Consider the following 13,885-nt stretch of genomic DNA (forward strand, 5'->3'; position numbering starts at 1 on the left):
TCCGAAGATTACTTTAACCCAGCCGATGCTGAATTTCCATCCTTTTCGCTTTTTGTCGTATAACTTTCATTTATTCCAAGAAAATTTCCTGTGAAATGAATGTAGAACGGACCAGAAAGCCATTGTTTTCTTTTCAACCCCATGATAAAGTAATAAAAAACTTATTAAAGAAGTTTAATAAGTAATTGGAATAGAGGTGAATCAAATGGAAAACATGAGAACGACGCCTAAATCCATGAAGCAGGCGATTTCCCGCAGCATTCGTTCGGTTCTGCTGGGACTTGGCAGCGCTACGAAGGCGGAGCTGAGCGAAACATTGGATATCAGTTTTCCAACCATCAGCAAATTCATCGGGCATATGGAAAAAGAAGGGGAAGTAGTTGAAGTGGGCTTGGATGATTCAAGCGGCGGGAGAAGAGCAAAACGCTATGCTTACAATCCGGAATACAGTCTGGGACTTGCCGTTTTCTTGGAAAAGTCTGCGACCTATTATGCGGTATTCAATTGTGCCGGGGACGTGAAAGAGCAGGGAACCGAAGCGAGTGTGCTCGTAGGAGACAGCCTGGAATTATTGGAAGGGGTGATCGGCGCTTGTTTAGAAAAACACCCGAAAATCAGCGCACTTTCGATAGGCGTCCCGGGGGCGGTAAATAACGGGCGGGTCATTTACATACCGGATTACGGCCAGCTGCAGAATATCGATTTGAAAACGCATCTTGAAATGCGCTTTTCCATGCCGGCAGCGATAGAAAATGACATGAATGCTGCGGTGCTTGGCTATCATCACCGCCAAAAGATGAGCGCCGCGGAATCGCTTGTTTACATTTATTTAGGACAGAATGGACCGGGCGCCGGAATAATGGTGAATGGCGATGTAGTAAGAGGGAGTACATCTTTTTCAGGAGAAATTTCGCTGATTCCGCAATATGACCAGGCGAACTTCTGGCAGGCTTTACAGCAAAAGAGCCGGAAGGATGCACTGGGACGCATAGTGGCTTCGCTTTCGGCTATCCTGAATCCCCATCAAGTAATTTTCAGCAAAGAGGACATCGAACAAGGCGAATTAAAAGAAGTGGCCCAAGCCAGTTCGCAGTTTATCCCTCCCGAACATTTGCCGGTGCTTGTAAGCAGTGACTGGAAACAGGATTATTTGCACGGACTGGAAAGTCTCGGGCTTCGCTTAATGCTCAACTAAAACTAAACGATTTATAAATGGAGGGACTGCCTGTGGCTGTATTATTTCTGATCATCATCTATTTAGCATTTATCAGTCTGGGCTTGCCGGATTCGCTTCTTGGAGCGGCGTGGCCTGCTATGCAGCCTGCATTGGGCGCACCGCTTGAAACTGCCGGCTTTTTGTTTATGGTCATTGCTGGAGGCACCATTCTTTCAAGCTTAATGAGCGGCAAGCTGCTAAAACGCTTCGGCACTGGAAAAGTGGCATTCGCCAGCTGCTTGATGACAGCCGCCGCACTGCTCGGCTTTTCTTTTTCGCCGTCGCTTTTCTGGCTATTCCTTTTTGCCATTCCGCTTGGCTTAGGAGCCGGATCGATTGATGCCGGATTGAACCATTACGTAGCGGAAAACTACAAAGCGCACCACATGAGCTGGCTTCATAGTTTCTGGGGAGTCGGCGCCACGCTAGGACCGGTTATCCTCGCTTTTTCATTAGCAAGCGAACGTTCATGGCGAAACGGGTATTTGATCATTGCCTGCATTCAATTCGCTCTGGTGGTGGTCCTCTTTTTTGCCCTTCCTTTGTGGAAGAAAAATGAAAAATCCAAGCCGGTTCTGCAGGAACAGCCGAAAGAAAGCCTCTTGCCTGAAGAGAACAAGCAGCTTAGAGAGACGAAACCGCTCCGGATCAAAGGTGTGAAATTCGCTTTGGCGGTCTTTTTATTTTATTGCGGTGCTGAAGCTACGATGGGATTATGGGGCGGCAGTTTCCTTGTAGAGATGAAAGGGCTTGAAGTCGACACAGCAGCACGCTGGGTTTCGTTTTACTTTGGCGGAATCACGATCGGGCGATTCATCACCGGATTTGTGACGTTCCGAATCAATAACCGGATGTTAATCCGCACGGGCCAACTACTCGCCCTAACCGGTGCGGTTCTGCTCGTACTGCCTTTGCCGATTGGAATTTCGCTTGCCGGATTTATCCTGGTCGGTTTAGGACTCGCGCCGATCTTTCCGTGCATGCTGCATGAAACGCCGGCCCGTTTCGGCAAAGAACATGCCCAGTCGATTATGGGGTATCAAATGGCTTTCGCTTATACGGGCAGCACGTTTATCCCGCCATTGCTCGGGGCGCTCGCAGCTTATACGACTCTTGGCATTTTCCCGATGTTCGTGACACTCTTGATCGGGGCAATGTTTTTAGGCGCAGAAAGGCTGAATGCCTTAATGAGAAACAGAAAAGAATGGCAAAGGAAAGAGAACTCTTCCGTAACGTGATATTGCTGTTTAAGAAGAAGTTCATAGGAGGGAAGAACCTTGGAAACTGAAGAAGACACAGTTTATTTATCAACAGGCGAATTGGCAAAGCGCTTAGCCGTATCGATCCGCACTATCCGCTATTATGACCAGATCGGGCTTGTCGAGCCGGCAAAAAAAGAAGCGGGCGGCAAACGGTATTATTCAGATGCAGAAATTATGGATTTGGAAAAAATTCTGCTGCTCAAATCGCTTGACCTTTCTCTTGAAGACAGCCGCAAGATCTTAGCGGAACAGTCACTATCCGCCGTTTTAACGGCCCATAAAGGGTTGCTGGCAGAAGAAATGGAGCGTTTGCAGCTTTCACTGAACCATACCCAAACACTGCTGAATGTGCTGGATTTGGAAGGGAAGCTCCACTGGGAAGACCTGATTGAACTGGTGGCGAAATCGGACAGGGGCAAGGATTGGAATCGTTATTTCTCTGAAGAGCAGCAATCCCTTTTGAAAGAATCGCTGCCAAAACTTGAAAGTCCGGAGATGTCGACGAAAAAATGGATCAACCTCATCAAACGGATTGAGCTTTGTCTAACCAATGGTGTTTCTCCCCAATCGTTGGAAGCGCAGCTGATTGTGGAAGATATGGACATTCTGTCAGCGGAAGCTTTCGGAAACGATCTTCAGTTAGCGGCTGACTTCTGGGAAATCCGAAAATCAGCGGAAGCGTCCGAACAATTAGGATTGTATCCCATTGATCCAGCCATCATTGAATTTTTGGAAAAGGCAGCAGAACACTGAACCCTTCAAGGCGAGAATCCTTCTTGCTTTGAGGGGTTTTGCGTTTAGGCGATTGAAGTCAAGATGATCGCAATCCCGTTGAAAGTACCGTGTATAAGGATTCCGGGAATGACCGAACCGGTTTTTTGGAAAGCCCAAGCGAAAATGAGGCCGGAAACAAAGTTCACTGGCAAAGTGTTGTAAGTTGGAATGTGGACAAGGGTGAAAATGGCTGCGCTGATTAATAGTCCAGCCAATACGCCGAAGCGGCTGCTGAAAAAGCGGTAAAGAAATCCGCGGTAGAATATTTCTTCATAGATTGGCGAGATGATGGCAGCTGAGACAAAGGCAATCATGAAATTCAGGAGCGTCATCTGTGCTTGCAGGCTATCCGTTTTGCTGTTGGCTGTTCCGATGCCGAAAAAAGACATGACGATGACGAGCAAAATACTTAGTACGATTAAAACCGCCGTCCACCAAAGGATAAATTTCCAATGTTTGCTGGCGAAAGATTGAACACCAAGCGCTTTCCAGGATTGGCGATTCGGCTTCAGGACGATCCAATACAATCCGCTCAAGAAAATGAGTGACATGGAAAGGCCAGTTGCGGTGCCGGCATACAATTCATTTCCAAAAAAGCCAAGCAAGAAATGGAATAGCCCGTATTCAATGAAGACCGGTACAGCGACTAAAGTTAACAGCAATACATACAGCAATTCTTTCCAGCTCCATCGGGCGGCGTTTAGATTCATGTTCATTTGTTATTTTCCCTCCATAATCAGTTTCTTGCTTTCAGCATACTGGGTGACGCAACGTCACCTGCAAGCGTTTTATAAAAAATATCAATGGAATGGATTAAAATGCTTTACATACTATAGGGGGGTATTGTATATTGTGTTTGAAACGAATGTTCTTTAGCAGCAACGCCAGCCAAATGGGCAGCATCAAAAAGCAAAGGAGACGAGCATCATGAAATTGAACCGAATCCTCACGTTTTGTCTTGCAGGAGCTCTTGCTATTATCTTAGCTGCCTGTTCCAGCGAAAGCAGCGATCAGGAATCGATGGAGCACGGCGAGAACGGGCACATGGAGCATTCAAGTACGGGAGAGCTGCCTGAAGACTTGAAAAAAGCGCAAAATCCTAAGTATGATGAAGGCAGCAGCGTGCTGATGAATGCCGATCACATGGAGGGAATGCAAGGAACGGAAGCGACAGTGTCAGGTGCTTTTGACACCATCGCCTATTCCATTTCCTATACGCCTGAAAACGGGGGAGATCGAGTCGAAAACCATAAATGGATCGTTCAAAAAGAAATCGAAAACGCCGGAGAAGAAGCATTTCAGCCAGGTGATGCAGTGATTGTCGAAGCCAGCCACATGGAGGGAATGCAAGGGGCGGAAGCGATAATTGAATCTGTCGAAAAAACTACGGTCTACATGGTGGATTTCACTCCTGCTTCAGGCGATGAAACCGTCAAAAACCACAAATGGGTCGTCGAAAAGGAACTGTCAGCCGAATAAGAACCGCAATCCGCTCTTTGGACATTTTTATGAGTTCGGGATATAATACGGGTATAGGGTATTAAGAATCGGGAGGTCCATGATATGGAAGAAACAATCAAATCGACAGTCCAGCCAAACAAGCAGCAGCTCTTGAACCGGCTGAAGCGGATCGAAGGGCAAGTACGGGGCGTCCATCAAATGGTAGAAAACGACCGCTACTGCGTAGACATTCTTCACCAAGTAAGCGCCATTCAGTCTGCGATGAACAAAGTGTCGCTTGCGCTGCTCGAAGACCATACGCACCATTGCGTCTCGAAAGCCATCAAAGAAAACAAAGGCGAAGAAGCGATCAATGAATTGATGGATGTTATGAAGACGATGACGAAATAATCAAAGCAAAATTATTGTATACCCTTTAGGGGTATGATAAGTTAAAGGAAATCAACCACTAGGAGGAATCTCAAATGAATGAAACATTAAAAGTTGAAGGCATGTCTTGTGCACATTGCGTCAATGCAGTGGAATCAAGTGTAGGAGAGCTGCAAGGCGTCTCATCTGTCAAAGCGGATCTTGAAAAAGGCGAAGTGGCCGTGGCATTCGACAACAGCCAAACTTCATTGGATAAAATCCAGGAAACAATCGAAGACCAAGGATATGACGTCGTATAAGAGTGCTTTTCAGCACTCTTTGTTTTTAAATAAAATATACCCCCAGGCAGTATAAGGGAGGAGGAATAGCAATGGCTGCAGAATTAAAGCAAGCGAATTTTCAAATCACTGGCATGACGTGTGCGGCTTGCGCCACCCGCATCGAAAAAGGCATTAGCCGAATGGATGGCGTTGAAAAAGTCAATGTCAATTTGGCGCTTGAAAAATCGTCCATCCAATACGATCCATCCAAGCTCAGTGAAGCGGATTTCGAAAAGAAAATTGATGCGCTCGGCTATGGCGTTGTGAAACAAAAAGCGGAATTTGACATTACCGGCATGACGTGTGCGGCGTGTGCGGCCCGCATCGAAAAAGGCATCAGCCGACTCGATGGCGTGGCGTCAGCCAACGTCAACTTAGCGCTTGAAAGAGCGACGATCGAATTCAATCCGTCGGAGCTGGCAATTGGCGACATCATCAAAAAAGTAGAGAAATTAGGATACGGCGCACATCAAAAACAGGAAGACGAAGAACAAATTGACTACCGCGAGAAAGCCATCCAGGACCAGAAGCGGAAATTTATCATTTCGGCGCTTTTATCGTTGCCGCTGTTATGGACAATGGTCGGACATTTTTCATTTACCTCGTTTCTTTATGTTCCGGAAATTCTCATGGACCCGTGGGTGCAAATGCTGCTGGCGACGCCGGTGCAGTTTATTATCGGGAAACAGTTTTACGTGGGAGCCTACAAAGCTTTGCGCAACGGCAGTGCCAATATGGACGTATTGGTCGTGCTCGGGACGTCAGCTGCCTATTTCTATTCAGTGTATCAGGCAATTGCCATGTCCGGAACGCATCATGGTCCGCAATTGTATTTTGAGACCAGTGCGGTTTTGATTACATTGATTATCCTTGGGAAACTCTTCGAAGCAAAAGCGAAAGGCCGCTCGTCTGAAGCCATCAAGAAACTGATGGGGCTTCAGGCAAAAACGGCGATTGTTCTGCGGGACGGAGAAGAGCGGGAAGTTTTGTTGGAGGAAGTCATCATCGGCGATACGATTTTCGTCAAGCCGGGCGAGAAAATTCCGGTGGACGGAGAAGTGCTGGAAGGGTCGACTGCAGTGGATGAATCCATGCTGACAGGGGAAAGCCTGCCGGTCGATAAAGCGGCAGGCGACGCTTTATACGGTTCCACGATCAACAGCAACGGATCCATTAAAATGAAAGCGACGAAAGTCGGACGCGAGACAGCGCTCGCGCAGATCATTAAAGTGGTGGAAGATGCACAAGGAACGAAAGCGCCGATCCAGCGGTTGGCGGATAAAATTTCCGGCATCTTCGTGCCGATCGTCGTCGGCATTGCGGTTCTGACTTTCCTTGTCTGGTTTGTCTGGGTAGAGCCTGGCAATTTTACGCCGGCGCTTGAAGTGTTGATTGCGGTGCTCGTAATCGCTTGTCCATGTGCACTCGGCCTTGCAACGCCGACTTCAATTATGGCAGGATCTGGCCGGTCAGCGGAAATGGGCATCCTTTTCAAAGGCGGCGAACATTTGGAACAGACACAAAGCATTGATACGGTCGTCGTCGATAAAACCGGCACAGTCACGCACGGGAAACCGGAATTGACGGATGTTTTGCTTGCTGATGGGCAGAAAGAAGAAAAATTCCTTTCACTCATTGGGGCAGCAGAAAAACAATCCGAGCATCCGCTGGCACAAGCCATTGTTCAAGGAATCCAGGAAAAAGGCATTGAACTTGGCCATGTGCAATATTTTGAAGCGGTGCCAGGCTACGGGATCCAAGCAACGGTTTCGGGCCAAGGCGTTCTCGTCGGCACCCGGAAATTGATGGAGCAATACGGCATAGACGTATCAGCGGTAATGCCGCAAATGGAAAGTTTAGAAGGCGGCGGAAAGACTGCCATGCTTGCAGCCATTAACGGCGAGTATGCAGGGGTGGTTGCGGTAGCCGACACCATTAAAGACACATCCGAAGGGGCCATCAAGCGCCTTCAGGAAATGGGCATCCACGTCATCATGATGACTGGCGACAACGAACGGACGGCGCAGGCAATCGGCAAACAAGTCGGTGTGGATGCGGTGATTGCAGAAGTGCTGCCGGAAGGGAAAGCAGATGAAGTGAAAAAACTGCAGCTCCAAGGCAAGAAAGTGGCAATGGTCGGCGATGGCATCAATGATGCGCCGGCACTTGCGACAGCCGATATCGGGATGGCCATCGGCACCGGCACGGACGTAGCAATGGAAGCAGCCGATATCACCTTGATCCGCGGCGATTTGAACAGCATTGCTGAAGCGGTTCTGATGAGCCGGAAGACGATGCGCAATATTAAACAGAACCTATTTTGGGCATTTGCCTACAATACGGTCGGAATTCCGATTGCTGCGATCGGCTTGCTGGCTCCTTGGGTAGCGGGCGCCGCCATGGCTTTCAGCTCCGTATCCGTCGTCTTGAACTCACTGCGCCTGCAGCGGGTGAGATTGGGCAAAAACTAAATTCTTTGCGAAAAAAGCCGAAAGCACCTAAAATGCTTTCGGCTTTTGCATATGCTAAAAGCAGGCTAGACCGCATGGTGGGGTTCTGTAAAATGCAGTTCCACTGCGGCAGCAGCTTTTTTCAGGATTTCGGTTTTTGTAGCGGAGGTTTTGATCTCCAAAGGCAGGACAAAAGCTTTCGGTTCTTTTGCCGGAACATGTTCAACCAGGAGCACTTGGCAGGCCTCATTCATCGAATCGCTCGATGACAACAGAAAAACCGAATACAGGCTTGTATCAATGATTTTAGTGCGTACATCTTGCGCCTGATCCGGTTCAAGGGCATCAATTGCCTGGCTCAGTTTCATTTCATGATTTTCATCTCGTGTAGGCATCGTATTCAAATCCTCTCTATGTATCTGCCTTCTTTTATCGTTTTCCCTTTTCGTTTGAATAGTAATCATGAAGGCCAATTGTTTTTCAGAAGCCAATTCGTTTGGTTTTATCCAAATAAAAACCCATGCTGGCTTTCGACACGGGTTTTTCGGTTCTATGAGATCGTCTAAACGATTGATTAAGCAGTTACATGAGAGTAAAGCGCTTGATGGATCACTTCTGCTGCTTCGGTCACCGATTGATATTGCTCAACGGTTCCAGTATGCAAGTAAGTCAGTTCCAGTACTTGCGTATTCGGTACGCATTTTACAAGAATCTGGTCGACGTTTTCTTTTGTAAACGTTTGGGTGATGCGCACATTATTATATTCGCAAATCGTTTGCAAAAGAGAGCGGATGCTTTCTTTTTTCATTAGCCATTCTCCTTTCACATTGGAAAGTGACTAAGAAAAGTCTGAAGAATCCAAAGTCATTGCTATCGCGCTAAGTATAACACCTTTTTTTCTTTTGGCCGGTGAAAATCGAAAATGATACAGCAATGACACAATTGTATTTATCGCTAATTTTAATTCTAGCTCTTAGAAAGAAGGTTGAATGCCTTGCCCAGCCTGCTTATTTTCAAGACCAGTGAAAATTCAAGTGATATTGCATTACCAAAAGCTGATAGAAAAAGAAATTTCCCCTGCTATTGACAGCCGGCGAAAAGCCCGTGAAAATCCTATTTTTCACGGGCTTCTTTATTTAGGGAGGAGAGTGCCTTTACTGATAGAAACGGTACTCGTTGCGATCTGATTTCTTTGCTTCATACAAAGCCATGTCAGCGCGCTTGATCAGCTGTTTTTCAGTCACAGCGTTGTCTGGGTAGATGGCGATGCCAATCCCCGCGCCAATTTGAATATCAACGCCATTATAGCTAAGTGGAGCTTCAATGGATTGAAGAATCCGTTGGGCCATTTCTTCAGCGGTCTTCTCTGAACCGATCGCCGGAAGGATGACGCCCATTTCATCTCCACCGAGCCGTGCAGCTGTCTGGCCGGGACCCATCGCATTTTGCAGGCGCATGGCCATTTCGATAATGACGGCGTCTCCGGCATCGTGTCCATACCGGTCATTGATTTCTTTGAACTTGCGCCCATCCAGCAACATAATGGCCGCTTTTTTGCCGGATTGCTTGGCTTCCAGAAGCGCTTTTTCCAACCGGTCGTCGAATGTTCTCCGATTCGGGATCGCGGTCAAATGGTCGTAAAACGCCATTTTCGCAATTTTATCCTGAAGTTTCCGGCGCTCTGTAATGTCACGGGCAATCGTGAAGAATTTCTTCACTTTGCCGTCTTCAATGACAGGGGTAGGCGAAACTTCCATCCAGATGTAATGGCCTTCCCGATTGAGGAACCGGACTTCGATCGTTGCCGGTTTGCCGCCTTTAATGACGGAGTTCACCGTGCTGAGCAGCAGTGACTGGTCTTCCGGATGTACATTTGTTGTAAAGGATTTGCCGATAAACGAATCGTTATCAAAGCCGGATACCCGCTCGTAGGCAGGCGATACATATTCGATCTGCCCTGAAAGGTCGACCAGCGTGATGATATCGAACGTGCTTTCCGTGATCAGTTTGTATTTTTCCTGGCTTTTTTGAAGCTCAATCTCTGCTTTTTTCAGTTCGGTCACATTTTTATAAATGATTGTCGCACCCACAATTTCTTTTTCTGTATTCCGGACAGGCGAATACGAAGAAATGATATTCAATGACTTACCCGATTTTGTGATGCGGATGGTATCGTGGGAATTCACCGTTTCCCCTTGAGAAATCCTTTCGACAATGGCCAGCTGGTCTTCGAGCATATTCGGGGGAATGATGGTGCCTTTTCCGCTCAGCATTTCTTCCTCGGTAAAGCCGAAAATTTTTTCAAATGCCGGATTGACTCTCACGATATCGCCTTTCGTATCAATAAAGAAAATGGGGTCCGCTGAATTATTCCAGAAGACTTCAAGATTTTCTTTTGTTTCATTCAATGCATTATAGGCATTTTTGACTTCTGTGATATCTGTTGCAATTCCATGGATTCCCACCAGCTTTTCGTCTACGATGATTGGAATATTCATAGCCTGCAGGTCAATAATCTGGCCGTTTTTATGGAAGAAACTCAGTTCATAGCGCTGCGGTTTCTTTGTCTTGACGGTTTTATAGAAAAACCGTTTGACTTTATCCATTTCTTTAGGCAGGAGAGCGGTTTCAAAGCAGCCGGCTTTCAACTCATCAATCGAATAGCCGGTAATCGTTTCAGCGCCGGCATTTATGCTTTCGATCAAACCGTGGCGGTCAAAAGTAAAAATGCCGTGCGGATGATTGGCGTACAAAGATTTGTAGCGCTGCTCACTTTCCTGCAGCAAGCCCACCACTTTTTTCTGTTCCGTCACATCTTTGGCGATGATGTAAACCCCGATCACTTCCTCGTCGACTACAATCGGGATTGTATTCACGTAAAAATTAACGATGTCCCCGCCTTTGTTGTAAATGGCTGTTTCGAAGTCAAAGGCATGCCCTTGAAGAGCGGCATCAAAGTGGCGGAGCGTATCTTCCAGGCAGGATTCCACCACCATGGAAACAACGGATTGGCCGATCAGCTCTTCTTCTGTCAGTCCAGTCACTTCGGTGACTTTCTTATTGATGCGCAGGAACTTTTTCTGCTCATCAAATTCGAAGACGGCATTCGCATTATTTTCAACGATGGAATCGAGCCTTTTCCGTTCGATTTCAATCTGCTTTTGAGTCGCTTGAAGGTCCTGTTTTTTATACTCGCGTTCTGTAACGTTCCGAATGATGGAGATGATGTGGCGGCACTGGCCATCTTCAGAAAAGATGGGATTCAGCACGGTTTCACCGAAAAATACGCCTTTTTTTGTATCCACTTTTTCGAGAAACTCCACAGATTCACGGGCAGCAATGGCTTCATAGTGATGGCTGATGATCATTTGGCATAGCTCTGCATCCAAAACGTCTTCAAGACGTTTTCCAATGAGGTCCTGAGTTGGCATAATGGCTAAAGCGGAGGGATTGACATAGAGGTAGCGAAAAGAACCATTGTCTTCTTCCATTAAGAATACCGGGTCTTTAACGACGTCAAAAAGTGCGGTGGAAGCCAAAATGTCCTGCCCCAATTTCATTGATAAATCCTTCATATGCATTAACCCTCCCTTCATTAAAGAACTTCCTGGTTCGCTCGCTCTAACATGGATGTTTATAGCCAAAAATGTGTAATCTCTAAACTTTCTTTATTTTACATGACCGGCCCAAAAACTGCACCGATTCTTTTCTAATTATTTGAAATAAAAAGGATATAATTCCCATTGTGACTATTCTACTGGATAGCCGAAAAAGAAGATAGTACCCAAACAGCGAACCAAAATATTTTTAATTGTACACACAATAAAAACAATACTTTCCATTTAACCAATCACTTATACTAAAGATAGTTCCATATCTGCTAAAATAGAGGTACAGAAAGAATTTCTGCTGATCGGCTAAGCTTTACCAGAACGAAAATTGAAGGGGGAGTCCTGATGTTAAATTTAAAGTATTTGGATTTGCTGGCGCAAAAATACGACACGGAAGAAAAAGTCGTCACCGAAATCATCAATCTTGAAGCTATACTTGATTTGCCAAAAGGAACGGAACATTTCGTCAGCGACTTGCACGGCGAATACCAGGCATTCCAGCACGTATTGCGCAATGGTTCCGGCAACGTGAAAGTGAAAATCCGCGACCTTTTCAAAAACGAAATGCAGGAAAAAGAGCTGAATGAGTTTGCGACTTTGGTCTATTATCCGGAAGAGAAGCTGCAATTGATCAAGAGCGGCTTCAGCAGCAAACAGGAATTGCAGGACTGGTACATTGAAGTCATCGAACGGATGCTGAAACTTATTTCCTATGCCTCCTCGAAGTATACCCGTTCCAAAATCCGTAAAGCCTTGCCGAAGCAATTTGTTTATATTATTGAAGAATTATTATATAAAACCGATGAATTTAAAAATAAAAAAGATTATTATGACAAAATTTTAGAACGCATCATCTCCCTAGGCCAAGCCGATAAATTGATTATCGGCCTTGCCTACACGACACAGCGGCTGGTAGTGGATCATCTTCATGTCGTAGGCGACATTTATGACCGGGGCCCGGATCCGCATAAGATTATGGATACGCTCATCGACTACCATTCCGTCGATATCCAGTGGGGGAATCATGATGCATTATGGATCGGTGCTTTTGCCGGATCGAAAGTCTGCTTGGCGAACATCATCCGCATCTGCGCGCGCTACAACAACCTCGATATTATCGAAGATGTCTACGGCATCAATTTACGGCCGCTTTTGAATCTGGCGGAGAAGTATTACGAGGACAATCCGGTATTCCGTCCGAAGCGCATCTCCGGTGAGAACTTGACCGAACAGGAACAGCTGCAGATTACCAAAATCCATCAAGCGATTTCAATCATCCAGTTTAAATTGGAAGCGCCGATCATCAAGCGCCGCCCGTGCTTTCACATGGAAGACCGTCTTCTATTAGAAAAAGTGGATTATGAGAAAAACGAAGCGACGATCCATGGAAAAACTTATCCCCTTGAAAATACATGTTTTGCGACCATCAATCCGGAAAAACCGGATGAATTATTGGAAGAAGAGCAGCAGGTGATCGACAAATTGCTGTTTTCAATCCAGCAGTCGGAGAAATTGGCGCGCCATATGAAATTCCTCATGAAAAAAGGCAGCCTGTATTTGAAATACAACGGCAATTTGCTGATTCACGGATGTATTCCATTGGATGAAGATGGCAGCATGAAAGCGATGGAAATCGAAGGCAAGACCTATGCCGGACGCGAGCTATTGGACGTATTTGAACGCTATATGCGCCATGCATTTGCCCATCCGGAAGAAACGGATGACTTTGCGACGGACATGATTTGGTATCTGTGGACAGGCGAAAACTCCTCGCTTTTTGGAAAACGCGAAATGACAACGTTCGAACGCTATTTCATCAAGGAAAAAGAAACGCATAAAGAACGGAAAAACCCGTACTATTACCTGCGCGAAGACGAAAATGTATGCCGCCGCATGCTTGAGGAATTTGATTTGAATCCAGACCAGGGCCGCATCATCAATGGGCATACCCCGGTCAAAGAGCGGGACGGAGAAGATCCGGTCAAAGCGAACGGCAAGATGCTTGTCATCGACGGGGGATTCTCAAAAGCCTACCAGTCAACAACAGGGATTGCCGGCTACACGCTGCTGTATAATTCTTACGGCATGCAGCTCGTCGCCCATCAATTGTTCAACTCGAAAGAAGAAGTGTTATCGAAAGAGACAGATGTCTTATCAGTAAAGCGTCTCGTGGATGAAGAACTTGAACGGAAAGTGGTCCGCGAAACGAATATCGGTGAAGGATTGCTCCAGCAAATTGAAAGCTTGAACAGTTTAAGAGAACATCGGTATATGGACTGATTTACAGTGCAGCCAACGAATGAAGTCAGGAGGAAACCTCAAATTGGTTTTTTTCTGGCTTTTTTCGTTTTATATAATTGAAATAATGAGAGCATGTTTAAAAAGTAAAAAAATTAGTGGAATTAAATGGACATCGATAAAA

Annotated in this window: 12 protein-coding genes; 8 read left to right on the forward strand and 4 right to left on the reverse strand. The window is 46.2% G+C overall.

The features are described 5' to 3' along the window. The first annotated feature begins 205 nt into the window (after positions 1-205). Genes MTR82_RS03620 through MTR82_RS03630 form a run of 3 tightly spaced genes read left to right on the forward strand, consistent with a single transcriptional unit; the run spans position 206 to position 3,231 of the window. Entirely contained in the window at positions 206-1,195 is a 990-nt protein-coding gene (locus MTR82_RS03620) for an ROK family transcriptional regulator (RefSeq protein WP_425023657.1), read from the forward strand. 32 nt (positions 1,196-1,227) lie between these two features. Further along, positions 1,228-2,454 (forward strand): MFS transporter, encoded by a 1,227-nt coding sequence (locus tag MTR82_RS03625; RefSeq protein WP_246807764.1) that lies wholly within the window; start codon positions 1,228-1,230, stop codon positions 2,452-2,454. A gap of 39 nt (positions 2,455-2,493) precedes the next feature. Continuing rightward, entirely contained in the window at positions 2,494-3,231 is a 738-nt protein-coding gene (locus MTR82_RS03630; RefSeq protein WP_246807766.1) for a MerR family transcriptional regulator, read from the forward strand. A gap of 44 nt (positions 3,232-3,275) precedes the next feature. Here MTR82_RS03630 and MTR82_RS03635 read toward each other — a convergent pair whose 3' ends face one another. Continuing rightward, a complete protein-coding gene (locus MTR82_RS03635) occupies positions 3,276-3,968 on the reverse strand; it encodes a CPBP family intramembrane glutamic endopeptidase (RefSeq protein WP_246807768.1) in 693 nt (230 codons plus the stop codon). A gap of 211 nt (positions 3,969-4,179) precedes the next feature. On the opposite strand from MTR82_RS03635, the gene MTR82_RS03640 reads away from it, so the two are divergent. The 4 genes from MTR82_RS03640 (at position 4,180) to MTR82_RS03655 (ending at position 7,873) form a co-directional block, all read left to right on the forward strand. Beyond that, complete coding sequence (locus MTR82_RS03640) at positions 4,180-4,731, forward strand: YdhK family protein (protein WP_246807769.1); 552 nt, start codon at positions 4,180-4,182, stop codon at positions 4,729-4,731. A gap of 84 nt (positions 4,732-4,815) precedes the next feature. After that, on the forward strand, positions 4,816-5,103 hold the full coding sequence (locus MTR82_RS03645) for a metal-sensitive transcriptional regulator (protein WP_052649850.1): 288 nt from the start codon (positions 4,816-4,818) through the stop codon (positions 5,101-5,103). A gap of 74 nt (positions 5,104-5,177) precedes the next feature. Beyond that, positions 5,178-5,381 carry a copper chaperone CopZ gene (gene copZ, locus MTR82_RS03650; RefSeq protein WP_246807771.1) on the forward strand — a complete coding sequence of 68 codons (204 nt, stop codon included), beginning with the start codon at positions 5,178-5,180 and terminating at the stop codon, positions 5,379-5,381. 71 nt (positions 5,382-5,452) lie between these two features. Next, positions 5,453-7,873, forward strand: coding sequence for a heavy metal translocating P-type ATPase (locus MTR82_RS03655; protein ID WP_246807772.1), 2,421 nt, complete (start codon positions 5,453-5,455; stop codon positions 7,871-7,873). Between the two features lie 65 nt (positions 7,874-7,938). On the opposite strand, the gene MTR82_RS03660 is transcribed toward MTR82_RS03655, so the two are convergent. The 3 genes from MTR82_RS03660 to MTR82_RS03670 all read right to left on the reverse strand — a co-directional run bounded on the left by MTR82_RS03660 (position 7,939) and on the right by MTR82_RS03670 (position 11,427). Further along, positions 7,939-8,247, reverse strand: coding sequence for a hypothetical protein (locus MTR82_RS03660; protein ID WP_246807773.1), 309 nt, complete (start codon positions 8,245-8,247; stop codon positions 7,939-7,941). Positions 8,248-8,426: 179 nt separating this feature from the next. Next, a complete protein-coding gene (locus MTR82_RS03665; RefSeq protein WP_246807774.1) occupies positions 8,427-8,660 on the reverse strand; it encodes a hypothetical protein in 234 nt (77 codons plus the stop codon). A 346-nt stretch (positions 8,661-9,006) separates the two neighbouring features. Continuing rightward, positions 9,007-11,427 (reverse strand): PAS domain S-box protein, encoded by a 2,421-nt coding sequence (locus tag MTR82_RS03670; protein WP_246807775.1) that lies wholly within the window; start codon positions 11,425-11,427, stop codon positions 9,007-9,009. Positions 11,428-11,808: 381 nt separating this feature from the next. Between MTR82_RS03670 and MTR82_RS03675 the strand changes: the two genes are divergently transcribed. Beyond that, positions 11,809-13,743, forward strand: a complete 1,935-nt coding sequence (locus MTR82_RS03675; protein WP_246807776.1) for a fructose-1,6-bisphosphatase — start codon at positions 11,809-11,811, stop codon at positions 13,741-13,743. The last annotated feature ends 142 nt before the right edge of the window (positions 13,744-13,885 follow it).

Source organism: Planococcus ruber (genome assembly GCF_022819085.1).
Taxonomy (GTDB): Bacteria; Bacillota; Bacilli; order Bacillales_A; family Planococcaceae; genus Planococcus; species Planococcus ruber.

Coding starts and splice junctions, on each gene's coding strand:
- MTR82_RS03670 (WP_246807775.1), bottom strand. CDS start 11,427: ATGAAGGATTTATCAATGAAATTGGGGCAGGACATTTTGGCTTCCACC.
- MTR82_RS03645 (WP_052649850.1), top strand. CDS start 4,816: ATGGAAGAAACAATCAAATCGACAGTCCAGCCAAACAAGCAGCAGCTC.
- MTR82_RS03660 (WP_246807773.1), bottom strand. CDS start 8,247: ATGCCTACACGAGATGAAAATCATGAAATGAAACTGAGCCAGGCAATT.
- MTR82_RS03665 (WP_246807774.1), bottom strand. CDS start 8,660: ATGAAAAAAGAAAGCATCCGCTCTCTTTTGCAAACGATTTGCGAATAT.
- MTR82_RS03655 (WP_246807772.1), top strand. CDS start 5,453: ATGGCTGCAGAATTAAAGCAAGCGAATTTTCAAATCACTGGCATGACG.
- MTR82_RS03675 (WP_246807776.1), top strand. CDS start 11,809: ATGTTAAATTTAAAGTATTTGGATTTGCTGGCGCAAAAATACGACACG.
- MTR82_RS03640 (WP_246807769.1), top strand. CDS start 4,180: ATGAAATTGAACCGAATCCTCACGTTTTGTCTTGCAGGAGCTCTTGCT.
- copZ (WP_246807771.1), top strand. CDS start 5,178: ATGAATGAAACATTAAAAGTTGAAGGCATGTCTTGTGCACATTGCGTC.
- MTR82_RS03620 (WP_425023657.1), top strand. CDS start 206: ATGGAAAACATGAGAACGACGCCTAAATCCATGAAGCAGGCGATTTCC.
- MTR82_RS03635 (WP_246807768.1), bottom strand. CDS start 3,968: ATGAACATGAATCTAAACGCCGCCCGATGGAGCTGGAAAGAATTGCTG.